Source organism: Sphingomonas hankookensis, from assembly GCF_022664465.1.
In the GTDB taxonomy this organism is placed as follows: Bacteria; Pseudomonadota; Alphaproteobacteria; order Sphingomonadales; family Sphingomonadaceae; genus Sphingomonas; species Sphingomonas hankookensis.
The window spans coordinates 900,261-923,925 of the sequence record NZ_JAKREV010000001.1 but is presented as its reverse complement, the minus strand read 5'-3'; the positions used below and the strand labels follow the sequence as shown (position 1 = coordinate 923,925).

General features: G+C 67.7%; 19 protein-coding genes. 9 read left to right on the top strand and 10 right to left on the bottom strand.

Annotated elements, in window-relative coordinates; genetic code table 11:
- The first annotated feature begins 14 nt into the window (after positions 1-14).
- Together MF610_RS04385 and MF610_RS04380 are read left to right on the top strand one after the other, a co-directional pair.
- Positions 15-680, top strand: a complete 666-nt coding sequence (locus MF610_RS04385; protein ID WP_242193062.1) for a response regulator transcription factor — start codon at positions 15-17, stop codon at positions 678-680.
- The gene (locus MF610_RS04380) at positions 677-2,002 is read left to right on the top strand and encodes a sensor histidine kinase (RefSeq protein WP_242193060.1); all 1,326 of its coding nucleotides are present in this window, start codon (positions 677-679) and stop codon (positions 2,000-2,002) included. Before MF610_RS04385 ends, MF610_RS04380 begins: the two co-directional genes overlap by 4 nt.
- Here MF610_RS04380 and MF610_RS04375 read toward each other — a convergent pair.
- Positions 1,986-3,926: an energy transducer TonB gene (locus MF610_RS04375; RefSeq protein ID WP_242193059.1), complete on the bottom strand. Its 1,941-nt coding sequence runs from the start codon at positions 3,924-3,926 to the stop codon at positions 1,986-1,988. The genes MF610_RS04380 and MF610_RS04375 overlap by 17 nt on opposite strands.
- Before the next feature lie 64 nt (positions 3,927-3,990).
- On the opposite strand from MF610_RS04375, the gene MF610_RS04370 reads away from it, so the two are divergent.
- Positions 3,991-4,422 carry a TlpA family protein disulfide reductase gene (locus MF610_RS04370; protein ID WP_242193058.1) on the top strand — a complete coding sequence of 144 codons (432 nt, stop codon included), beginning with the start codon at positions 3,991-3,993 and terminating at the stop codon, positions 4,420-4,422.
- A 205-nt stretch (positions 4,423-4,627) separates the two neighbouring features.
- Here the strand turns inward: MF610_RS04370 and MF610_RS04365 are convergent, their stop codons facing one another.
- Positions 4,628-5,104 (bottom strand): DUF6702 family protein, encoded by a 477-nt coding sequence (locus tag MF610_RS04365; protein ID WP_242193057.1) that lies wholly within the window; start codon positions 5,102-5,104, stop codon positions 4,628-4,630.
- Positions 5,101-7,491: a M1 family metallopeptidase gene (locus MF610_RS04360; RefSeq protein WP_242193056.1), complete on the bottom strand. Its 2,391-nt coding sequence runs from the start codon at positions 7,489-7,491 to the stop codon at positions 5,101-5,103. Before MF610_RS04360 ends, MF610_RS04365 begins: the two co-directional genes overlap by 4 nt.
- A 148-nt stretch (positions 7,492-7,639) precedes the next feature.
- On the opposite strand from MF610_RS04360, the gene gloA reads away from it, so the two are divergent.
- Positions 7,640-8,152 (top strand): lactoylglutathione lyase, encoded by a 513-nt coding sequence (gloA, locus tag MF610_RS04355; RefSeq protein WP_242193055.1) that lies wholly within the window; start codon positions 7,640-7,642, stop codon positions 8,150-8,152.
- A gap of 183 nt (positions 8,153-8,335) precedes the next feature.
- Here gloA and MF610_RS04350 read toward each other — a convergent pair whose 3' ends face one another.
- Complete coding sequence (locus tag MF610_RS04350) at positions 8,336-9,466, bottom strand: Gfo/Idh/MocA family protein (RefSeq protein ID WP_242193054.1); 1,131 nt, start codon at positions 9,464-9,466, stop codon at positions 8,336-8,338.
- 103 nt (positions 9,467-9,569) lie between these two features.
- On the opposite strand from MF610_RS04350, the gene MF610_RS04345 reads away from it, so the two are divergent.
- Positions 9,570-11,396, top strand: coding sequence for a glycoside hydrolase family 15 protein (locus MF610_RS04345; RefSeq protein WP_242193053.1), 1,827 nt, complete (start codon positions 9,570-9,572; stop codon positions 11,394-11,396).
- 141 nt (positions 11,397-11,537) lie between these two features.
- On the opposite strand, the gene MF610_RS04340 is transcribed toward MF610_RS04345, so the two are convergent.
- The 6 genes from MF610_RS04340 to MF610_RS04315 all read right to left on the bottom strand — a co-directional run bounded on the left by MF610_RS04340 (position 11,538) and on the right by MF610_RS04315 (position 18,727).
- The gene (locus tag MF610_RS04340) at positions 11,538-12,173 is read right to left on the bottom strand and encodes a carbonic anhydrase (RefSeq protein ID WP_242193052.1); all 636 of its coding nucleotides are present in this window, start codon (positions 12,171-12,173) and stop codon (positions 11,538-11,540) included.
- Positions 12,170-13,759, bottom strand: coding sequence for a SulP family inorganic anion transporter (locus tag MF610_RS04335; RefSeq protein ID WP_242193051.1), 1,590 nt, complete (start codon positions 13,757-13,759; stop codon positions 12,170-12,172). Before MF610_RS04335 ends, MF610_RS04340 begins: the two co-directional genes overlap by 4 nt.
- Positions 13,760-13,886: 127 nt before the next feature.
- Positions 13,887-14,582, bottom strand: a complete 696-nt coding sequence (locus MF610_RS04330) for a carbonic anhydrase (RefSeq protein ID WP_242193042.1) — start codon at positions 14,580-14,582, stop codon at positions 13,887-13,889.
- A 97-nt stretch (positions 14,583-14,679) separates the two neighbouring features.
- On the bottom strand, positions 14,680-16,023 hold the full coding sequence (locus MF610_RS04325; RefSeq protein ID WP_242193041.1) for an ATP-binding protein: 1,344 nt from the start codon (positions 16,021-16,023) through the stop codon (positions 14,680-14,682).
- A gap of 4 nt (positions 16,024-16,027) precedes the next feature.
- Entirely contained in the window at positions 16,028-16,738 is a 711-nt protein-coding gene (locus tag MF610_RS04320; protein ID WP_242193039.1) for a response regulator, read from the bottom strand.
- A gap of 201 nt (positions 16,739-16,939) precedes the next feature.
- Positions 16,940-18,727: a M14 family metallopeptidase gene (locus tag MF610_RS04315; protein ID WP_242193037.1), complete on the bottom strand. Its 1,788-nt coding sequence runs from the start codon at positions 18,725-18,727 to the stop codon at positions 16,940-16,942.
- 226 nt (positions 18,728-18,953) lie between these two features.
- Here MF610_RS04315 and MF610_RS04310 point away from each other — a divergent pair, with 226 nt between their 5' ends.
- From MF610_RS04310 to MF610_RS04295, 4 genes are read left to right on the top strand one after another with little or no spacing between them, the layout of a single operon-like run.
- Complete coding sequence (locus MF610_RS04310) at positions 18,954-20,618, top strand: MFS transporter (RefSeq protein WP_242193032.1); 1,665 nt, start codon at positions 18,954-18,956, stop codon at positions 20,616-20,618.
- Positions 20,615-21,763: an HlyD family secretion protein gene (locus tag MF610_RS04305; RefSeq protein ID WP_242193030.1), complete on the top strand. Its 1,149-nt coding sequence runs from the start codon at positions 20,615-20,617 to the stop codon at positions 21,761-21,763. The genes MF610_RS04310 and MF610_RS04305 overlap by 4 nt, the downstream gene beginning before the upstream one ends.
- A complete protein-coding gene (locus MF610_RS04300; RefSeq protein WP_242193022.1) occupies positions 21,760-23,124 on the top strand; it encodes an efflux transporter outer membrane subunit in 1,365 nt (454 codons plus the stop codon). Before MF610_RS04305 ends, MF610_RS04300 begins: the two co-directional genes overlap by 4 nt.
- Complete coding sequence (locus tag MF610_RS04295; RefSeq protein ID WP_242193020.1) at positions 23,121-23,639, top strand: GNAT family N-acetyltransferase; 519 nt, start codon at positions 23,121-23,123, stop codon at positions 23,637-23,639. Before MF610_RS04300 ends, MF610_RS04295 begins: the two co-directional genes overlap by 4 nt.
- The last annotated feature ends 26 nt before the right edge of the window (positions 23,640-23,665 follow it).

The following is a 23,665-nucleotide window of genomic DNA, read 5'->3' as shown; positions in this document are numbered from 1 at the left end:
ATAGCGGAGGACCCATGCGTATCCTGCTTGTCGAGGACGATCCCGATCTGGGCCCTGCCATCGCGCGCGCGCTCCGGGCGGAGCAATGTGCGGTCGACCTGGTGCCGAGCGGGATCGATGCGCAGCATCTGGGCGATACCGAACGCTATGACGTGGCGGTGCTCGACCTGGGCCTGCCCGATCGCGAGGGGACGGCGGTGCTGAAGGGCTGGCGCGAGGGCGGGCGCGACCTGCCGGTGCTGGTGCTGACCGCGCGCGACGGGTGGTCGGACAAGGTCGCCGGCTTCAAGGCCGGGGCCGACGATTTCCTGACCAAGCCGTTCCGGATCGAGGAGCTGATGATGCGGCTGCGCGCGCTGGTGCGGCGCGCCGCCGGGCATGGCGCGACGCGGATCGCGTGCGGGCCGCTGGCGTACGAGACGCAGACCGGGGTGTTCGAGCTGGACGGGCTGCCGATCAAGCTGACCGCGCTGGAACACCGGGTGCTGGCGGCGCTGATGCTGGCGAAGGAGGCGGTGATCGAGCGGCTGGACCTGATGGAACGGGTCTATGAGGGCGATGCCGATGTCGATTCCAACAGCCTCGAGGTCATCATCGGGCGGCTGCGCAAGAAGATCGGCGCGTCGTTGATCGAGACGGTGCGCGGGCGGGGATATCGGCTGACGGCAGGCGGCGCGTGAGGGAGCCGCGCTCGATCCATGGCCGGATGCTGGCGCTGTCGGTGGCGACGACGCTGGTGGCGCTGCCGGTGGCGGGGTTCGCGATCGGCGGGGTGCTGGAGCGGTTCGTGACGCATGGCGTTGACGAACGGCTGTCCGACCGGCTGCAGCTGCTGGGGGCGGTGGTGCGCGGCGACGGGACGGTCGATCGCACGCTGCTGGCGCGGGCCGAGGTGACGGCGGCGTTCGAACGCGGCGGGGTGTGGACGATCGACGCGCCGGACGGGGCGTTCGGCAGTGCGATGCTGCCAATCGCGATCGCGCCGCCCGGCGACCCCCGGCTTGGTCCGGGGCCGCGCCGCGAACGCGATGCGGGGATGCCGTTCGATACCGAACTGGCCGACGGCACGGCGATGCACGGGTTGATGACGGTACGGCAGAGTAGCGCGGGGCCGGTACGGCTGGGCGTGGCGGTGCCGCGGGCGACGATCGAGCGGCCGCTGCGCGGGGCGTTGCTGCCGCTGCTGGCGACGCTGGCGATCGTCGCGCTGCTGCTCGCGGTGGCGACGCTGGTGCAGTTGCGCCTGGGGCTGCGGCCGCTCCGTGTATTGCGCGATCGGGTGGCGGCGGTGCGGTCGGGCGCGGCGGGCGATGTGCCGGAGGACCAGCCCGAGGAATTGCGGCCGCTGGCGGTCGAGCTGAACGCGCTGGTGCGCGAACAGGGCGCGGCGCTGGCGACGGCGCGCGGGGCGGCGGCGAACCTCGCGCATGCGCTGAAGACGCCGGTGGCGACGCTGGCGCTCGACCTGGCGGGCGATCCGCGTGGCGGTCAGGTCGCGCGGATCGATGCGACGATCCGCCACCATTTGTCGCGGGCACGCGGCGGCGTGGTCGACCGGCGGGCGGCGACGGCGTTGCAACCCGCGGTCGAGGCGCTGGTGGGCGTCGTGGCGGCGCTGCACCGGGGGCGGGGAGTGACGGTCGCGGCCGAGGTGCCGGACGCTACGGTAGCGATCGATGCCGCGGACCTCGACGAGCTGGTCGGCAATCTGATCGACAATGCCGCGCGCCATGCACGGTCGTCGGTGATGGTCGCGGCCGAGCGCGTCGGCGGTTTCATAGAGCTGCGCGTGACCGACGACGGCCCCGGCATTCCCGCCGCTGACCGGGCGCGGGCGACCGATCCCGGCGTGCGGCTGGACGAGCGGGGCGACGGGCATGGCTTCGGCCTGACCATCGTTCGTGATCTGGCGGCGCTCTATGGCGGGCGGCTGACGCTGAACGAAGCGGACGGCGGCGGGCTGGTCGCCGCCGTCACGCTGCCGGTCAGCGCGGCAGGTTGAACACGATCCGCGTGGCGTTGCCGGTGCAGGCGGTGTCGCTTTCCGGGCGGAAGCTGCTGCGATAGCGGGTGGCGCCGATGATCTTCTGCGCCGCATCGCCAAAGACGAACGGGGGATAGGCGGCGATGGTGCGCGGGGTCATGGTATGGCCGTCGGCGGCGATGTCATATTCGACCTTGGCCCACCCTTCGAAGCCCATCGCCTGCGCTTCCTGCGGGAAGCTGTCGCTGCTCCAGCCCGCGCGCTGGACCGCCGGCATCGGGGCGATCAGTGCGCATTGGTCGCTGCTGAGCCCGGTTTTCGTGAACGCTGCCTGCGCCGCCGCGACGTCGCCGCGCTGCGCCGACAGGTCGGCGCGCGTCAGCAGCGCCGCGACCTTCAGCGGATGCCGGTCGGGCAGCGGCGAGGCGAGAACGGCGTCGACCATCTCGCTGCGCTCGGCTGGCTTCACGACGAAAACGTCGCCTGCCAATATCATGCGGATCGTTCCCGCGGACAGCGGGTCGGCGGCAATGTCCGCACGCTGGAGCAACGCGCGATAGCTGCGCAGAACGCCGGGATAATCCTTTGCCTCGACCCGGGCGGCGTGCACTTGCAGCCTGGCGAGGACCGGCAGGGGCGCGCGCATTGCCTGTGCCTGCGCCAGCGCTTCGGCGACGATCGGTCGCGAATCCTGGTCATCGACCAGTTCCGAGCCGAGCAGCCATATATTCGCACGCAACCGGTCGATGGGTTTGGTGGCGGTCCGCGCCGCTTGTGCCTGCGGCAGCGCGCGGGCGGACGGCAACTCGCTCCACGACGGTTCGGGGGAGCCTTGCGACGTCAGCCATGCGGCGACCGCCTCGTCGAGCGGAGCAGTCGGCCGCGGGCGTTCGGCAGCGTTCGAGCAGCGCAATTCGACGCGGGCCGACTGGCGCCAGAAGGCGGGGATCGCCACCGCATCGACCGGTGCCCAAGACCAGTCGGCGACGGTGCGGGCAAAGGCGAGCGCGGCGGCGCGGTTGCCGGTGGTATAGATCGGCGCGACGTTGCGGACGATGCCGTCGTCGCCCAGCGAAAATTCGATCACCGCCACGTCGTTGGGCTTGATGCCGGCCACGCCGCCGCAGGGCGTCGTCGCCATTTCGCGCGCGCCGGCAAAGGGCGCCTTCTCCATCCGCCCGGCACCGGTATAGGCGAGATAGGTTCGCGCCTTTTCCCGGTCGCCGTTCAGCAGTGCCGCCTGCGCCAGATCGGCGCGGGTCGCGATTTCGGACAGGTTGACCCGGACGTCGAGGCCGCCCTGCTTGCGCAGCGAGTCCTTCAGCACGGTATACGCATCGGCGGCGCGGCCTTCGTTGAACAGCACGCGGGCATAGCGGGTCTGCACCGCCGCGACGGTCTGCTTGTCGATCGCAGTATCCGCCATGACGAGGCGGCGGGCCTCTTCGGCATAGCCAAGCGCCTTGCCGTCATGGTCGAAGCTATGGGAGCGGGCGAGCGCGAGGAGGGGAATGACCCGCTCGGTCCCCCTGGCGATAGCGAGCGCGTCGCGATAGGCGGCGGCGGCGCCGTCATAGTCGAAGGCGTCGAACGCGGCGTCGCCCATGGCGAGGTGCGCGTTGGTCAGGTCCGGGGCGAACTCTTGCGGGTTCGCGGCGAGAACGGGCAACCCGGCGCGGATCGACGCGATGCCCGCCGGGCCTTCGCCGGTGCGGACGAGGCAGATGCCCCGGCGCACCGCGATCGCGCCGCGGAATACGGCGTTCTTGCTGCCGGCGGTACGGCGGTCGAGTGCATCGTAGAGCTTCAGCGCGTCGGGGCAGCGCTTTTGGACATAGGCGGCGTTGGCGGCGTCGAACTGCGCCTGCAGCGTCTGCGGCGCGGGTGCGGGCGCGGCGGCCTGCACCATGGCCAGCAGGCCGTGCAGAATTGGATCAGGCATCTGGTTCCCCCTTGTTTCGGCAAAGGAAAGCACGGCAATGGTACGGCGTCGATGGGGGACAAACATGGGGCCGCGTGAAAACTGGGGCGGATGGGCGGCGCTGGCGCTGCTGGCATGGGGCGCGGGACCGGCGGTCGCGGCGCCGATGCCCTATCCGCCGCGCACCATCCTGCTGTTCGTCGCGTCATGGTGTGCGCCGTGCCATGGCGAGATCGCGCAACTGCCGCGATTGACCGAAGCGGCGCGGCCCTATGCGGTGACGGTGGTACCGATCGATCGCGGGCGGGCGACCGCGGCGATGCTGGTGGGGGTGCCGGCGACGCAGCGCTGGGTGCCCGATGCGGCGGCGTTGGCGACGATCCGCGACGGGCTGTTCGGGGGGACGGCCGGGTTGCCGTTCAGTGTCGCGATCGGTGGTGACGGGCGGGTGTGCGGCGAGCATCGCGGGGTGTTGTCGCCGGGGAAGGTCGAGGCGATGCGGCGGGGGTGCGGGTAGGGGATGCGGGTCGATCGGGGCACAGAAATGTCACCCCCGTGACGACCGGGATCACCCTCACCCTTCCCACCCGGCTGTGCCGGGCGGGCCCCTTCCCTCTCCCGGTGGGAGAGGGAGGGAGCGGCGAAGCCGCGGAAGGGTGAGGGTGTCTTGCGATCATCGAGGGTCGGAGTGACGGTGATGGACAGGGGGCTGCCCGCTCCGGCTACAGCGTGACGCTACCCCCCGTGCCGCCGCGCAGGGTCAGCGACTTCACGACATTGCCCTGCCGCACGTTCACCTGATTGACCTGTGCCCGGTACACGTCGGTCAGCACGGTCGAGCGGACCGCGACGGTTTTTGGCTTGCGCGGCGCCTTGCCGGCATATTCGATGCGGACCTGCGAATGCGACAGGTCGGTCGAGACATGGGTGAGCGCGACCGGCTTGCCGTCGATCGTCAGCACGAAGCGGCGCTGGACATAGGATACCAGCACGGCGACGGCGGCCGGATCGTCGAGGCTGACCTGTGCGGCGGGCGCGATCTTCGCCAGGGCGGGTTCGATGTCGTGCGCTTCGAAGCGGTGCGACACGGTGACCTTGCCATCGATCAGCGTGACCAGCGCCAGCGAGTCATGCCCGCGATGCGCCTGTGCCGGCGCGATCAGCGCGACCGCGGCGAGGAGGGCGAGCGGGCCCCTCACTTCGCCACCGGCGCGGCATAGGTCTGTAGCGAGCCGGGCTTCACCTGCACGTCGAAGTCCTTCATGCGGTTTTCGAGGTCCTCGACATCCTCGATCTCCAGCACCACCGGGCGGATGGCGCCGCGATAGACGTTGTTCGAGCGGTCGGCATCGGCGATTTCGAGCTGCGGGTCGACTTCGGCGCCGGTGATCGTCTTCGCCGTCACATATTGCCACGTCACCGCCTTGGGATCGTAGCGCCACACTTCGGCGGGGATGCGCACGATCTCGCTGGTGCCGTCGCTGTAGGTCAGCTTCAGCGGGATCGGCATGACGAGGCCGCCGACATTGCGGAACGAGAAGCGGTAGAATTTGTCCTTCACCTGGAACGCGGCGCGTTCCTCCGGCGTCAGCTTGGCAAGCTTTTCCGCCAGGTCACGGCGCTGCTGCGGGCTGACGGCGAAGCGGTCCTGCCGGTCGTAGAAGTCGCGGGTGGCGGGATCGCGTTCGGTCACCGTCTTCTGCCCGGCATTGTTGCGCACGGTCAGCGAGGTGTTCTCCGCATCGCTCAGCGCGCGGCGTTCGCGGGCATTGGCGTCGAGGTCGCCGCCGGCGATGCGGCCCTCGACCACCTTGTCCAGCGCGATGTCGACATGGTCGGTCGAATAGAACCAGCCGCGCCAGAACCAGTCGAGATCGACGCCCGAGCTTTCCTCCATCGTGCGGAAGAAGTCGTAGGGCGTCGGCCGCTTGAAGCGCCAGCGGGTGGCATATTCGCGGAACGCGCGGTCGAACAGTTCGCGGCCCAGCACGGTTTCACGCAGGATGGTGAGCGCCGTCGCCGGCTTGCCATAGCCGTTGGCGCCGAACTGCAGCACCGAGTCCGACTGGGTCATCAGGGGCACCTGATTGTCGGAGAGCATGTATTCGGCAATGTCCTTCGGCTCGCCGCGGCGCGAGGGAAAGTCCTTGTCCCACAACTTTTCGGCCTGGAATTGGAGGAAGGTGTTCAGCCCTTCGTCCATCCACGTCCATTGGCGTTCGTCGCTGTTGACGATCATCGGGAACCAGTCGTGGCCGACCTCGTGGATCACCACGCCGATCAACCCGGTCTTGGCGCGTTCGGTATAGGTCAACTGGCCGGTCTTGGCGTCCTTCACCGGGCGCGGCCCGTTGAAGGTGATCATGGGATATTCCATGCCGCCGACCGGGCCGTTGACCGACTGCGCCACCGGATAGGGGTAGGGGAAGGCGAACTTGCCATAGACGTCGATGGTGTGGGCGATCGCCTTGGTCGAGTACGCATCCCAGAGCGGGCGCGCTTCCTTCGGGTAGAAGGACATCGCCATGACGTGCGGATTGGCGGCATAGTCCTGTCGCACGCCCATCGCGTCCCATGCGAACTTGCGCGAGGAGGCCCAGCCGAAGTCGCGGACATTCTGCGCGGCGAAGGTCCAGGTCCTGGTTCCCGAGGCGCGGCCGCGTTCGGCGGCGACTGCTTCGTCGGGGGTGACGATGTACATCGGCGCGGTGGCGGTCTTTGCCTGCTCCAGCCGCTGGCGCTGGGTCGCGGTCAGCACCTGATCGGCGTTCTGGAGGACGCCGGTCGCCGAAACGATGTGGTCTGCGGGCACGGTCAGCGCGACCTTATAGTCGCCAAATTCGAGGGTGAATTCGCCCGCGTCGAGGAACGCCTTGTTATGCCAGCCCTCGTAGTCGGAATAGACGGCGAGGCGGGGAAACCACTGTGCCCCTTCGAAGATGCAGTTACCGTCCTCGCCTTTCTGCGTGAAGCATTCGTACCCGGAGCGGCCGTCGACGACCTTTTGTTCGGCCATCGGGAACGACCAGTCGATCGACAGCGTCACCTCGCCGCCATTGCCCGCGACCGGTTGTGGCAGTTCGATACGCAGCAGCGTGTCGGTGACGCGGTGGCTAAGCGGCTGGCCATCGGGGCCGCGGACGGCAGCGATGGTGAAGCCGCCTTCCCATTTCTGCATCGCTTCCGCCCGGCGGATTTCGCCGATGCTGATCGACGTGGCGTCGGGCACGGTCGCGCTCATTTGCGCGATCGAGGCGCGCTTATACTGATTCTGGTCGAGCAGCAGCCAGAGATAGGGCAGCGCATCGGGCGAGTTGTTGCGGTAGCGGATGGTTTCGGTGCCGCGCACGACCTTGGTCGCTTCGTCGAGCGATACCTTGACGTCGTAGTCGACCTTTTGCTGCCAATAGCGATAGCCCGGCGCACCCGATGCGTTGCGATAGTCGGTCGGGGTCGGCCAATCCTCTCCCTCCAGCTGGCGGAACTTGTCCTGCCAGTCGCCCTTGGTCTGGCGGATCGGATCGGCGAACGCGGGGGTGGTGCCGAGCAACAGTGCGAGCAGCGCGAGACGGGGGGCAGCGGACAAGGAGACGGCCTTTCGATGAATGGCGCGATCGTTGCCCGCGATATGAAGCGCGTCAACCATAAGCGTGTGCGAATAGGTAATATTGTCTCATGATGCCACCGATCGCGGCGCGGGACGTTGCCTCTGGTGACAACCAAGGAACCTACCCATGACCCGACCCGACGGCACCGAAGGCTTCACCCTCAACCAGACGATGCTGCGCGTCCGCGATCCCAGCGCCAGCCTCGCCTTCTATCAGGACGTGTTGGGGATGACGCTGCTGCAGAAGCTGGATTTCGAGGAGGCGGCGTTCTCACTCTATTTCCTCGGGTATCTGCGCGATGGGGAGGTGGTGCCGGGCGATCCGAAGGAGCGGGCGCGGTTCGTATTCACGCGCGAGACGACGCTGGAACTGACGCATAACTGGGGGACCGAGGATGATCCCGACTTTGCCGGCTATCACAGCGGCAATGACGATCCGCGCGGCTTCGGCCATATCGGGATCAGCGTGCCGGACGTGCCCGCGGCGTGTGTGCGGTTCGAGGAACTGGGCGTGACGTTCCGCAAGCGGCCGGACGAGGGGCGGATGAAGGACATTGCGTTCATCACCGACCCCGACGGCTATTGGATCGAGATTTTGTCGCCGAATGGGATGACGGCGGCGGTGAGCGAGGCGGGGTAGCACCGCTCGCCATTGGTCACCCCGGATCAAGGCCGGGGTGACTGTGTGGTAGTCGCCGCCCCTTTCGTCATTCCCGCGAAGGCGGGAATCCATTGCCGCTGACGCTCGTAATAGCGCACGGAGCGTTGCGTGTATGGATCCCCGCCTGCGCGGGGATGACGATGGGGCGCACTTCCTTCCGCCTCAATTCCCGCTGGGCGACTTCGCCTTGACCGTTTCCGGCGGGGTGATCGGTGACAACGTCTGCTTCTGCGTCGCGGTGTTGATGCGACGGCGGCGTTCGAACGGGGGCAGATCGACCCGGCGGCCGGTCTTCAGCGCCTCGACGATCCCCTCGATCACGCGCAGGTCGGCGATGCCTTCCTCCGCATCGGGTTCGGGATCGTCGCCGTTCAGGATGCAGTCGGAGAAATACTTCATCTCACCGCCGAACTGGTCGGTCGGCTTGAACTTTTCTTCGCGTTTGTCGGTGCCGATCGTGATCGTCTGATGCTGGGTGTCGCCATAGCCGAAGGCGGGGTCGATATGGATGCTGCCCTTGGTGCCGGCGATGGTCAGGTGGTCGACATTGCCGGCGTAATAGCTGACGGTGAAGCTCGCCAGCCGGTCGCCGGGCATGCGCAGCACGACCGCGAAGGTGTCGTCGAGATCGCCGAAGCCCGCCGCCGCCTGCCGCGTCGCGACCGCCGATTCCACCGCGACCGGCTCCGCCCCGAACAGATAGCGGATGGCGTTGATCGGATAGGGCCCCATGTCGAACAGCGGACCGGCGACGATGCCGTGCTTGGCGCGGTGGTTGTCGGGGTCGAGCGACTGGCTGAACGTTGCTGTGAAAGTGACGAGGTCGCCGAGCTTGCCGTCGCGGACCGTGTCGATCGCCGACAGCGTGCCGGGTTCGAAGTGCAGGCGATAGGCGGTCATCAACTTGGCCGACGATGCCGCCTGCGCCGCGGCGATGGCGCGGCCCTGTTCGACCGAAATTTCCAGCGGTTTTTCGCACAGGACATGGATGCCGGCGGCGAGCGCAGGGATGGCGAATTCGGCATGGCGCCAGTTGGGCGTGCCGAGATAGATCGCGTCGATCGTGCCCGACGCGAGCAGTTCGTGGAACTGGTCGTAATCATAGGTCGCCTCGACGTCGTACATGTCGGCCAGCGCCTTGGCCTTGTCCGCGTCGCCCGTGACGATCGCGACCAGTTTCGAATTGCCGGTGTGCTTGATGCCCGGCAGCATCGAACGCTGGGTGATGTCGCCCGCGCCGACGACGGCGTAGCGGACCTTCTTGCCTAGCCCGAAGGCGGAAGCGATGCTCATGAGGCGGTTCTCCGTGGGGGATGGAATGGTGCGCCAACGCACGCCGTCCCGAGTATCTCCCGCCGGTTCGGACATTTGCACTCTATCATAAGTTATCGGCAGCATGTTGTTTCACCCGCGCGCCGCCGATCCCGCCACCCTCCGCGATGCCGACGGCTATCTGCCGCTCGCCCGCTATGGCGCGCTGGGCGACGGGCGCGCGGTGGTGCTGTCGGGGGCGGACGGGTCAATCGACTGGTGGTGCGTGCCGAACATGGATTCGCCCGGCCTGTTCGACCGGATGCTCGACGGGAAACTGGGCGGCTATTTCGCGATTACCCCGGTCGAGCCGTTCACCAGCGAGCAGCGCTATCGCGGCGACAGTAACGTGCTGGAGACGGTGTTCACGACTGCGAGCGGTCGGGCGAAGCTGACCGAAAGCCTGAATAGCGGGACGGCGGGGCGGCTGCCCTGGGCCGAACTGGCGCGGCGGGTCGAGGGGCTGGATGGGCATATGAGCTTCGCGCTGACGCTGCGGTTCGGGCGGCGGGCGGATACGGTCAGCCCCTATTTCGCGCGCGCCGGCGGACATGACGTGTTCCATGTCGGCGCGGTGCTGGGGCTGGTCCGGTGCAGCGATGCTGTCCATATCGATCGGCAGGAGGATGACGGGATCGATGGGCGGATTGCGGTGGCGCAGGGGGAGCGCGCGACGGTGGCGATCGTGGCCGGCGCCGACGAGCCGCTGGTGGTGCCGTCGATCGAGGCGATCGATGCGCGGATCGACCTGGCCGACCGCGAATGGCGCGACTGGACGCAGGCGCTCGACTGGTCGGGGCAGCTCAACTGCGATGGCGCGCGGCGGGCGCTGGCGATCCGCAGCGCGCTGGCGCTGAAGCTGCTGCTGTATTCGCCGACCGGGGCGATCGTCGCCGCCGCCACGACCTCGCTGCCCGAAAAGATCGGCGGTCCGAAGAACTGGGACTATCGCTATGCGTGGATTCGCGACGCGGGCTACACGATCAAGGCGTTCCTGCGGATCGGCGCCCATGCCGAGGCGAAGGCGGGGTTCACCTGGCTGCTGAAACGGCTGGGGCAGGGGGTGCCGAAAGTCTGCTACACGCTGGGCGGCGATCCGGTGCCGGCGGTGCGGGAAATCGACATTCCGGGCTATCGCGGATCGAAGCCGGTGGTGACCGGCAACCTTGCCACCGATCAGCATCAGCACGGCATCTATGGCGACATCTTCGAGACGGCCGAGCGGTTCGTGGCGTGCGGCAATATCCTCGACGCGACCAGTGCCGCGACGCTGTCGCATCTGGCCGATCTGTGCGCCGATCGCTGGCGGCAGAAGGATGCCGGCATCTGGGAACTGCCCGAGGTGCAGCATTACACCATGTCGAAGATCAGCTGCTGGCAGGCGCTGCAACGCGCGGTCGAACTGGCCGATGCCGGGCAGATCCCGACGACCTGCCGCGACCGCTGGGCACGCGAACGCGACCGGATCATGGAGTGGATCGGCGAGCATTGCTGGGACGAGGAACGTGGGGCGTATCTCTGTTATCCGGGGGCCGAAGGGCTCGACGCGTCGCTGGCGCTGGCGGTGCGGTTCCGCTTCGACGGGCAGGACCGGCTGGCGCGCACGCTGGACGCGATCGACCGCGAGCTGGGGGCGGGCGCGTTCCATTATCGCTATGCGGGGATGGAACGCGAGGAAGGATGTTTCCTCGCCTGCACCTTCTGGATGGTCGAGGCGCGGGCGATTCTGGGGCAGCACGACCGGGCGGAGGCTGCGCTGGCCGCGGCAATGGACGGGCTGGCGCATGGCGTCGGGATTTTGCCCGAGATGATCGATCCGGCGACCGGCGACTATCTCGGCAACCTGCCGCAGGGGTTGAGCCACCTCGCGCTGATCCAGGCGATCGCGACGCTGGGGGGCGCGGAGTTATAAGACGGGCGACCGTATCCCCGCGGAGGCGGGGATCCAGAGTCACGGGCGGTAACCTTCGTGGCTCTGGACCCCCGCCTGCGCGGGGGTACGGTGGAACGTTGCCTTATGTCGCCCATGTACCCCGGCGAAGGATCCGATGGGTCAGACCAGCACCTTGTCCGGCTTCTGCACCTCGCCCAGCGGGGTCGTCGCGTCGATTTCCATCAGCGGTTTGAGCAACCCGTCGCGCAGGTCGTAGACCCAGCCGTGCAGTTCCAGCGGCTGGCCGGCGGCAAACGCCTTTTGCACCACGTCGGTCCGCGCCAGCTGGACCAGCTGATCGTGGACGTTCAGTTCGACGAGGCGGTTGGCACGCTGGTCTTCGGGCAGCGCGTCCAGTTCGGCGCGGTGGTTTTCGACCACGTCGCGCGCGATCGCCAGCCAGTCATGGACATGGCCGTCGACACCGCCCTGCAACGCGGCCTGGATGCCGCCACAGGCATAATGGCCGCAGACGATGATGTGCCCGACCTTCAGCACCTCTACCGCGAACTGCACCACCGACATCAGATTCTGGTCGCCGGGATGGATCAGGTTGGCGATGTTGCGGTGGATGAACATCCCGCCCGGTTCGGTATTGGTCAGCTGGTCGGGCGCCACGCGGCTGTCGGAACAGCCGATCCACAGGAATTCCGGCTGCTGCCCGGCGATCTGCCGCGCGAAATAGTCGGGATTGTCCTCCAGCCGCTCGGCGGCCCATGCCTTGTTGGCGAGGAGCAGGTGCTTGTATTCCCTCATGCGTAGGCGACCTCCTTGCGCGGTGCCTTGATCAGCGGCGCTGTCTTGTCACCGATATCGCCGCGCACGAGCACGTTGATGTTGCGATATTGCGCGTTCTTGATGAAGCCGTTGATGATGTCGATATTGTCGAGGTCGACATAGCTGGTCGCCGACAGATCGATCACCACCGTGCAGTTGTCGGGCACCCGTTCCAGCTCCTTGGTCAGTTCGACCTTGTGGATGAAATACAGGTTGCGCTTGGCGCGGACCATGCAGCTGGCACCCGGACCTTCGCCGTCCTGCACGAACGTCACCGCCGGGCGGAAATTGCGGGCGATGACGAACACGAACCCGACGACCAGCCCGATGACGATGCCCTTCAGCAGATCGGTGAACAGGATGGCGAGGATCGTGACGACGAACGGCACGAACTGGGTCATGCCCTGCTTCCACCGCTTGGTGAACAGTTCGGGCTTGGTCAACTTGTAGCCGGTCTGGATCAGTACCGCGGCCAGCGCCGACAGCGGGATCAGGTTGAGCAGCGTCGGGACCAGCAGGACGCTGAGCAACAGCCAGGTGCCGTGCAGGATCGTCGACATCTTCGACGCGGCATTGGCGTCGACGTTCGCCGACGACCGCACGATGACCGAGGTGACCGGCAGGCCGCCGATCAGCCCCGAGATGATGTTGCCGCTGCCCTGCGCCAGCAGTTCGTGGTTCTTGTTGGTCACGCGACGCTTGGGATCGAGTTCGTCGACCGCCTTCACCGACAGCAGCGATTCGAGGCTGGCGACGATCGCGAGCGTGACCGCGACGGTCCACACGGTCGCGTTGCCGATCTGACCGAAGTCGGGCAGGCTGAACAGCTTCACGAACCCGCCAAGGCCATCGGCGATCGGCACGCTGACCAGATGGGTCGGCTTCACCTGGATCGCAGGGGCAATCACGCCAAGCAGCGCATTGATCGCGATCGATCCGACCACCACGACCAACGGGCCGGGGACGAAGCGCAGGGGGCCTTCCTTGGGCTTGTTCTTGTCCCACCAGAACAGGAACGCGATGCTGATCGCTGCGACGATCGTCGCACCCCACACCACCTGTTCGCGCAGCACGAACAGGATGGTGTTGAAGGTGTTGAGCCCGTCCCCCTGGTTGAACGCGAAATCGCCGCCCGGATCGCCGTCATAGCCGATCGCGTGCGGGACCTGCTTCAGGATCAGGATCAGGCCGATCGCCGCCAGCATGCCGGTAATCACCGACGAGGGGACGAATTCGCCCAGCACGCCCGAGCGCGAGAAGGACAGCAGGATCTGCATGCAGCCGGCAAGGAACACGGCGAGCAGGAACGCTTCGAAGCTTGGCAGCCTGGTGATCGCGTCGAGCACGATCACGGTCAGGCCGGCGGCGGGGCCGCTGACCGACAGCGGCGATTTGCTGAGCGACCCGACGACGATGCCGCCGACGATCCCGGCGATCAGACCGGAGAAGAGCGGTGCGCCCGAGGCGAGCGCCACACCGAGGCATAGCGGGAGCGCGACCAGCGCGACCACGATCGAGGCGGGCATGTCTTGCCGCAGATTGGCGATCAGAGAGGGTTGCGACATGGTCGTCGGTAGCCTTCGTTAAAACAGGATGCGCCGGACGCGCTTGGGGGAAGCACGCCCGGCGCGGAACCCGCGGCCGACGGAACGGGGGAGGGAAGATTCGCCCCGCCGAACACGCAGGAACTGGTTATTCGGCGGCCTCGGCCGTCACGAAATCCGCAGCGAGCCGCTTGGCGGCCGGCAATGCCACCGGCAGCGCGCGATCCGACTTGATCGGTGCGAACCGGCCGGTGTCGCCGTCCAGCGCCAGGATGGTCCCGGCGTGGATGTCGACGAACCAGCCGTGCAGCGTCAGCTCGCCCTTGGCGATGCGCGACGCGACGGCGGGATGGGTGCGCAGGTGCGAAATCTGGACCACGACGTTTTCCAGGCTGGCGGCACGGACCGCAGCGGCATCGTCGAGATCGGGATAGCTGTTTTCGACCACCGAATGGGCGGCATGGCTGTGGCGCAGCCATGCAGCGACGCTGGGCAGGCCTTCAAGCGTATCCGGCTTCATCAGCGCGCCCATCGCGCCGCATCCCGAATGGCCCGACACGATGATGTCGGTGACGCCGAGCACCGCGACCGCATATTCGACGGTCGACGTGGTGCCGCCATTCTGTTGGGTGAAGGGGGGCACGATGTTGCCGGCGTTGCGGATGACGAACACGTCGCCAGGCTTCGCCTGCAGGATATGTTCGGGGACGACGCGCGAATCCGAGCAGGAGATCATCAGTACCTTGGGGCTCTGCCCATCGGTCGCCAGCTTCGAATAGAGGTCGGCATCGGTGCCGAACACATCCTTTTCGAAACCGAACACCCGTCCGATCACGTCGTTCATCGTCTCTCCCTCCGACTATCCGGCGGCGCTGGGGCCATCGGCTCGACATCGGATATAGAACAACCAATCTTGCTGGGTTCGACGGACGTGTAACGAATTATTGCCGGGTATCGAGCGGTGCGGGCAGCACGATCGCGGCGCACAGCCCGCCGCCGTCGCGGTTGTGCAGCTCCAGCCGGCCGCCTTCCGCCTCCACCGCGCGCAGCACGATCGACAGGCCGAGGCCGAAGCCGACCGTGTCGCGCTTGCGCGCGGTGTCGAGCCGGACGAACGGTTCGAGCACGTCGGCCAGCGATTCGTCGGGAATGCCCGGACCGTCATCCTCGACCCGGATCACGGTCGCGCCCTCCTCGATCGCCAGCGTCAGTGTGGCGCAGCCGCCATAATGCAGCGCGTTCTCGACAAGGTTGACGACGGCGCGGCGGAAGTTCGACCGGCGCACCGCGCGTTCGAAATGGTCGGGGCCGACATAGGTCGCGTCGTGGCCATGGTCGGCGGCATCGTCGACGATGCTGGCGCACAACACGGCGATATCGACCAGCACCGGCCGTTCGGGTTCGCTCTCACCGCCCAGGAACGCCATCAGCGACGTCACCATCGCCTCCATCTCGGCAAGGTCGTTCTGCACCGTATCGCGCACATCGCGCTCTTGGATCGCGTCGGTGCGCAGCCTGAGGCGCGCGAGCGGGGTGCGCAGGTCGTGGCCGACGGCGGCCAGCGCGCGGGTGCGTTCGTCGATCAGCCGGTGGATGCGCGCCTGCAACCCGTTGAACGCGACGACGAGGCGGCGGACCTCGCTCGGCCCAGCCTCCTCGACGATCGGCAGCGTCGATCCACCACCGGGGCCGAAACTGTCGACCGCATCGGCCAACTGGCGCATCGGACGGAGCGTTCGACGGATCAGCAACCCGCCGACGACCATCAGCGCGATGGCGGGGATCAGCGCCAGCAGGATGCGCCCGATCGCGAGGTCGAACGCGCGCAGCGGTTCCAGCGTGCGGAAATAGAGCCAGCTGTCGTCCTCCAGCTGCAACGCGCCGCTGACCACTGATCGTCGCCCTTGCCCGATCAGTGTCAGGTGCAGCCCTGTCGGCGCCAGCGTCGGCTCCCACGCGAGGATCTGCTGCTCCATCTCGCGCAGTTCGGTGCCGCTGGCCGGCAGTTCGGGGGCGGTTGCGCGCCACTGTACCGCGTAGCGTTCGGTGGTCAGTTCGGTCGCCATGCCGGCGCGCTGTTCGACCGGGCGTTCCTCGACGATCCGCCGGGCGATCACCAGATGTTCGGCCAGCCGCCGTGCTTCGTCGTCGCGCACCGAAAACTGGCTGGCGCGTTCGTACAGCAGCACCGACACGCCGAATTCGATGACGATCGTCAGCAGGAGGATCGCGACGATCCGTCCGATCAGCCCCACCGGCAATGCAGGAAAGCGCCGCGCCAGCACCGGTTCAGCGCCGTTCGACCGGCACGTTCAGCATATAGCCGACGCCGCGCACGGTGACGATCGGCGGGGTGCCGCCCGCGGTCGACAGCTTGCGCCGCAGCCGGCTAATCAGCACGTCGATGCTGCGGTCGGACGAATCGCCCAGCCGGGTGCGCGACAATTCGATCAGCCGTTCGCGCGCGATCACCCGCTGCGCATGGTCGAGCAGCACGACCAGCAGGTCGAATTCGGCCCCGGTCAGGTCGACCTGCGCGCCCGTCGGCGAGGTCAGTTCGCGGCGCGGCAGGTTCGCGGTCCAGCCTTCGAAGCTGTACACGCCTTCCTCGCGCTGCGCGGCCTGGGCGTTCAGTTCGCCCCGGCGCAGCACGGCGCGGACGCGGGCGATCAGCTCGCGCGTGCCGAACGGTTTGGGCAGATAGTCGTCGGCACCGAGTTCGAGGCCGATCACGCGATCGACCTCGCTCCCCTTGGCCGACACGAAGATGATCGGCACCGCGCTGTTCTGGCGAATCTGGCGGCACAGGTCGATGCCGCTGGTGCCCGGCAGCATGATGTCGAGCAGGATCAGGTCGACCGGCCCCTGTTCGAGCGCCAGCCACATTTCGGGCGCGGCGGAACAGGTGCGGACGTGATAGCCGTTTTCCTGCAACGCGCGGGCGGTCAGGGTGCGCAGCGCGGGATCGTCCTCGACGACGATGATCGAAGGGGCGGTCATGGGGTCAGGCTCTCCATCGCGTTCTTCCGGGTCCGTCGACCCACTCCGTCATTCCCGCGGAGGCGGGAATCCATACAGGCTACGGCTTCGGATCGATCCGCTTTCGTGGCGTCTATGGATCCCCGCATGCGCGGGGATGACCTTGGTTGGTGGACCGGTTCGTCGAATTCGGGGCGAATGTCCACTAGCCTGCTTGCTTGGTCAATTCACCTCGCGCCCGATCGGATACAGCTGGTAGCGCGCGTCGTAATAGGGCGTGCGGGCATAGAACCATTGCAGCCGCGCGGTCGGATCGCCGGCGAAGGCGGGATCGGCGGCGACTTTCGCGTCGAACTCCGCCTTCAACTTCGGATCGCTCACCAGCATCCGGTCGGCCAGCGGGGCGATCGCATAACCTTCGATATATTCGGTGCGCTGGAGCATGCCCGGCGCCATGTTCCACGCCAGCGCCCCTTCCTCGCTCTCGGGTTCGAGCAGGAAGGCGGCGAGCAGGCCCAGCGGCTGGTCGGCAGGGACGCGGATCGATCCCGCCGGCATCGTCTCGCGCCGGCGTTCGTGGACGATCGTCGCTTCCAGCGGAACATGGCCCTCGCTCGCCGCCTTCAGCTTCGGATCGGTCGCGCGCGCCATGTCGAGGTCGAGGGTGCGGGGGGCGGCGATCTGCTCGACGGTGACGCCGTGGAGCTTCAGCAGGTCGATGACGTGCGGCAGCGTGGCGGGCACCCACCATGCGCGGGGCAGCGTCACCTGCTTGTCGGGCGTGCTGCCGAACACCGGCATCTTGAACGTGACCGGCTTTGCCAGCCAGCGCAGTTCGTCGCGGCCTGAGGCGGGCGAGCGGTACGTGTCGTGTGCCAGTCCGAGGAAGTCGACCGAATAGATCGGTTCGGTCGTCGGCTTCCACGTCATCGTCGCGGTGGTCGGGCGGGTAGCGCGGTCGGCATCGATCGCCTGGCGCAATTCGGCGGCGCGTTCGCCGGCCAGCCGCAGCGATTCCTCCACGAAGACATAGGTGCCCAGCACGCGCTGGCGATAGGGTTTGAGCGAATGCGTTTCGACCAGAACCGTCGGAATATGGGCGATATCGCCGTAACCGGTCGAGAAACGCGGCGTGTCGACGTCCTGCGTCATGCCTTTCTCGGGTTCGCGGTTGTCGATCGTGCTGACATAATAGCCCGGAATATGGCCGTTGCGCTTCAATGCCGCGTCCATCGCCGGTCGCAGCCGCGTGTCGAGGAACCGCCCGATCGCCGCCGAGCGCGCGTAGAAGCCGCGCCAGCCGGAAAAGGCGTAGGTCACGTCGTAGCGATGGTCGATTCCGTCAGTGACGTGCAGGTCGAGATAGAGGATCGGATCGGTCCGGCGGATCAGGCCGATCATCCCCTGCGTCTCGGGCGCGTCGGCCTTCAGGTAATCGCGATTGAGGTTCAGGTTCTGCGCGGTGGTGCGCCAGCCCATGTCCTTCGGCCCACGTTGATTGGGGCGGTTGTACGGGCCAGAGCGTTCATGGCCATCGACATTGTAGATCGGCACGAACACCAGATCGACCTTGTCGAGCAACCGGTCCTTGCCGCGCAGCGCAATGTCGCGCAGCAGCATCAGCCCGGCGTCCTTGCCCTCGATCTCGCCCGAATGGATGCCGGCCTGGACCAGCACGACCGGTTTCGGCGTCGTGCCCCCCTGCGGCGAAGGCTTGTGCGCGCGCACCGCGTAGAGGTCGCGGCCCTCGGGGCTTTTGCCGAACGTCTCGATGGTCAGCAGCGGCGAGGCGGCGACCAGCTTGTCGATCCACGCACGGGTCGCGGCATAATCGGGGGTGGTGACGAACCCGCTCGCCTCCGCCGGGGTGATCCACGGATCACCGGACTTCACCACCAGCTTTTCGCTGGCGCCGTGCCAGGCGCGGACCGGGGGGAGGGGCGCTTCGAGCGAAGTCTGGGCGGCGAGGGGGGCGGCGAGCAGCCCGGCGGCGAGGATCAGCGAACGCATGGGGCGGACCGTAGCGGAAGTTATCGGTGATGCCAGTTATACTACGTCGCCCCAGCGTAGGCTGGGGGCTCCCGCGGCGAGGAGGGTGCGCAATTACCGGGAGACCCCAGCCTGCGCTGGGGTAACGATCGTGGCAATGGAGCAACTACGCGTCGTATCCATTGTGGACCCGGAACGATATGTTCCGTAACAAGTTATTGCTCGATCGATATTCCCATATGGAGCCATGGCGATCGCCCCGGCGTATGAATTCAAGCCGCACGAGCGGCCGTTCCTGCCCGGTTCCCCCGCGACGCCCGAGCATCCGTTCGGGCGGCGCATCGGCTATTTCGCGATCGGCATCCTACTGGGCGTGACCGGCGGGTTCAACAACGGGCTGCTGATTGCCAACCTGCCGCAGATACAGGGATCGCTCGGGCTGACCCCGGTCGAGGGCGGGTGGCTGACCGCGATCTATTCGATGACCAGCGTGTGCATGTCGATGCTGCTCATCAAGTTCCGCCAGCAATTCGGGCTGCAGCGCTTCACCCGCATCTTCCTGCTCGCGTTCCTGATCCTGAACGTGTTGCAGCTGTTCGTGCACAGCTATGGCGTGCAGCTGATCGTGCGTGGTGCGGCGGGGGTCGCAGGCAGCGCGCTCACCACGTTGTGCTTCCTGTACATCATGCAGTCACTGCCCGCCGCCGCGCGGTTGTCAGGGATGATCATCGGCTTCGGCGCGTCGCAGGTCGCGTTGCCGCTGGCGCGCACGCTGTCGCCGCTCCTGCTGGCCGATGGGCGGATCGAGGCGCTGTTCCTGTTCGAGCTGGGGCTGACGCTGATGTGCCTCGGTTCGGTCGCGCTGCTGCGCTTGCCGCCGTCGGAACGGACCGCGGCGTTCGAGCGGATCGACTTCCTGACCTTCGCACTGTTTGCGCCGGGGATCGCGCTGCTGTGCGCGGTGCTGGTGCAGGGGCGCATCCAGTGGTGGTCGACGCCATGGCTGGGCTATGCCACCGCCGCCGCGATTCCGCTGATCGGCGGGGCACTGCTGATCGAGCATAACCGCGCCAATCCGCTGCTGAACACCCGCTGGATGCTGGGGCGCAACATCATACGCTTCGCGATCGTCGCCGCGTCGCTGCGCATCCTGTTGTCAGAACAGACGTTCGGCACGGTCGGGCTGCTGACCGTCGTCGGCATGGGCAACGACCAGCTGGTGACGCTGAGCCTCGTCATGACGCTGGCGTCGATCGCGGGGATCGTCGTCAGCCTCAAGACGCTGAACATGCAGGATTTGTACAAACCGGTGGTGATCGCGGTCGCGCTGATGGGCATCGGCGCGTGGATGGATTCGGATTCGACCAACCTGACGCGACCCTCCAGCCTGTATCTCAGCCAGGCGATCATCGCCTTTGCCGCGCTTTATTTCCTGGGGCCGATGGTGATGATCGGCATTTTCCGCGCGCTCGCGCGGGGGCCCAGCCATATCGTCAGCTTTTCCGCCATCTTCAGCATCACCCAGACGCTGGGCGGGCTTGCCGGGACTGCGCTGCTGGGCTCGTTCCAGATCGTGCGCGAGAAATATCACGCGTTCGAACTGACCCAGAGCCTGACCGCGACCGACCCGCTGGTGGTGCAGCGTATCCAGCAGCTGGGCGGGGCCTATGCCCGCGTGCTGGGCGACCCGGCGTTGCGGCAGGCGTCGGGCGCGGGGCTGTTGGGTCAGCAAGTGACGCGCGAGGCCAATATCCTTGCCTATAACGATGTGTTCCTCGCCGTCGCGATCCTTGCCGGCGGGGTGGTGCTGTGGCTGGGGGCGCTGTGGCTGCGCTTTCGCGTGAGCGGCCAGAACCCGCTCGCCGCCGATCTGGCGGCGGTCCAGCGGATGCGACAGAAGCAGATGTCATGACCGATACCCAACTTTCCGAAGACGAAAAGCAGCGCCTGACCGATCCGGTCGAGGTGCCGCCCGAACCGGCGAAGGCGCGCGGCTGGGCGCCGCCGCGCGGGTCGCTGAAATCGACGATCGGCTTCGTCGCGCTGCTGCTCGGCGGCATCGCGCTGGCGCTCTATGCGTGGGGGCTGTGGCCGTTCGGCAGTGCGATCCAGGCGACCGACAATGCCTATGTCCGCGGACAGACGACGATCATCGCGCCGCAGGTCAATGGGTATGTGACGGAGGTGCTGGTCCGCGATTTCGAAAGCGTGAAGGCGGGGCAGGTCCTCGCGCGGATCGACGATCGCATCTATCGCCAGCGCGTCGATCAGGCGCAGGCCGGACTGGCGGCGCAGCAGGCGAACCTCGCTAATTCGCAGCAGAGCGAGCGGTCGAGCGAGGCGAGTTTGGGCGGGCAGGCGGCGGCGGTGCAGAATGCGCGCGCACAACTGGCGCGCGCACAGGCGGACATGGCGCGCGTCAACGATCTGGTCCGCGAAGGATCGGTGTCGCTGCGCGAACGCGATCAGACGCTGGCGGCACTCCGCGCGGCAGAGGCGGGGGTGGCGCAGGCACAGGCGCAGCGCAGCGTCGCGCAGGAACAGGTGCGCACCGTCACGGTCGGGCGCGGCGGGCTGACCGCGGCGGTCGCGAACGCTGAGGCTGCGGTGCGGCTGGCGCAGATCGACCTTGCCAACACCGTCATCCGTGCGCCGCAGGACGGGCGGCTGGGCGAGGTCGGGGTGCGGCTGGGCCAATATGTCACGGCAGGCACGCAGATGATGTTCCTCGTGCCGCCGACCGTGTGGGTCACCGCCAATTTCAAGGAAGCGCAGACCGCGCGGATGGCGGCGGGCCAGCCGGCGACGATCCGGGTCGACGCGCTCGATCAGGCGGAGTTGCATGGGCGCGTGGAGCGGATCGCCCCCGCCGCCGCCAACGAGTTCGCCGTGATCCGCGCCGACAACGCCACTGGCAATTTCGTGAAGGTCGCACAGCGCATTCCGGTGCGGATCGCTGTCGACCGTGCCGATCCGCTGTTCCAGCGGCTGCGGCCGGGCATGTCGGTCGAGGCACGGGTTGATACGCGCAGCGGCGTATCGCCGGCGGCACGATGAAGCGGGCGGCCCTGATCGCGCTGGTTGCACTGGCGGGCTGTGCGCCGGCCGAGCGCCCGCGTCCGCAGGCGGCGGCGGTGACGCCCCCGGCCGGCTGGCGCACGGCTTTGCCCGGAAGCGCGCCGATCGCCGCCGAGTGGTGGCAGGGCTTCGGCGATCCCGAACTGACCCGGCTGGTACAGGCGGCGCTGGCCAACAACCCCGATATCGCGATCGCGGTCGGGCGGGTCGCCGAGGCGCGGGCGGCCGAGCGGGTGGCACGGGCGGCGCGCTTCCCGACACTCGACGCCGGGGTCGGGTTGATCGAGCAGCGGGCGCTGAACGCGTTCGGAACGGCCAGTACCGGTACCTCGCTGCAACCGGTGTTCCAGTCGGCCTATGAAGTCGACCTGTTCGGACGGGTCGGGGCGACGATCGATGCCGCGCGGCTGACCGGCGATGCCGCTGCCGCTGCCGCCGACACCGCGCGGCTGTCGGTTGCGGCGGCCACCGCCAGCGGCTATGTGACGCTGCGCGGGCTCGACGCGCGGATCGAGACGGTGCGCGCGACGATCGCATCGCGCGGCGAGGCGCTGCGCATCGCCCGGTCGCGGGCGGAGGCGGGCTATACCTCGCAACTCGAGCTGCGGCAGGCGGAGGCGGAATATGCTGCCGTCACCCAAACGCTGCCGCAACTGGAGCTGCTGGCGCGGCGGCAGGAAAATGCGCTGGCGCTGTTGACCGGCACCCCGCCGCGAACGATCGCGCGTGGGCGGGCGCTGGAGGCGCTGGTGCCGCCGCCGATCCCGGCCGGATTGCCCAGCGACCTGCTGCGCCGTCGTCCCGACATCGCGCAGGCCGAAGCGACGCTGGCGGCTAGCGATGCGTCGCTTGCCGGCGCGCGGGCACAATTCCTGCCGCAGCTGCGCCTGACCGGATCGACCGGCGAGGTGTTGTCGAGCGCGCTGCCCAATCCGGTCGGCATCTGGTCGATCGGGGCGAGCGTGCTGGCGCCGCTATTCCGCGGCGGGCAGCTGCGCGGCAATTACGACGCGGCGACCGCGCGGCGCGATCAGGCGGCGTTCGCCTACCAACGCAGCGTGCTCGGCGCATTCCGCGAGGTCGAGGACGCGCTGGCGGCGGTCGATCGGCTGGCGGCGCAGCGCCGCGCGCTGGAGGCGCAGCGAACGGCGACGGCAGAGGCGCTGCGTCACGCGACCAACCGCTATCGTGCGGGCTACAGCCCGTATCTCGAACAGCTCGATGCACAGCGCGCGTTATTCAGCGCCGAATTGTCGCTGGAACAGGTGCGCGCCGATCAGCTGACCGCGCTGGTCGCGCTGTATCAGGCAATGGGTGGCGGCTGGGGGGGCGGGGCATGATCCGGATTGCGACCATGGCGGACATTCCGGTGCTGCACGCGCTGGTCGAGGCGGCGTTTCGTGGCGACAGCGCGCGGGGCGGATGGACGCATGAAGCGGACCTGCTCGATGGACAGCGAACCGATCCGGCGGCGCTGGCCGAGGCGATCGCCGACCCGGATAAGGTCATCCTGATCGCAGAGCGCGACGGGGAGGCGATCGGTTGCGTGCAGGTCGGCCGGGTCACGGCAGGGCTGTCGACCCTCGGTTTGCTAGCGGTCCGCCCGACGCGACAAGCCGGCGGGCTGGGGCGGACGCTTGTCGCGGCTGCGGAAGCGCATGCCCGCGACGTTCATCGCAGCAGCCGGATGGAAATGACGGTGATCGCCGCGCGGCGCGAACTGATCGCATGGTATGAACGGCAGGGCTATCGCGCGACCGGCGAGGTGCGGCCGTTTCCGGTGGAGAACCGCCGCTTCGGATTGCCGCGCGTCGATACGCTGTCGTTCGTCGTGCTGGAGCGCGGGATCGCGTGACGTCCCCTGAACCGACAAGCCCCGCC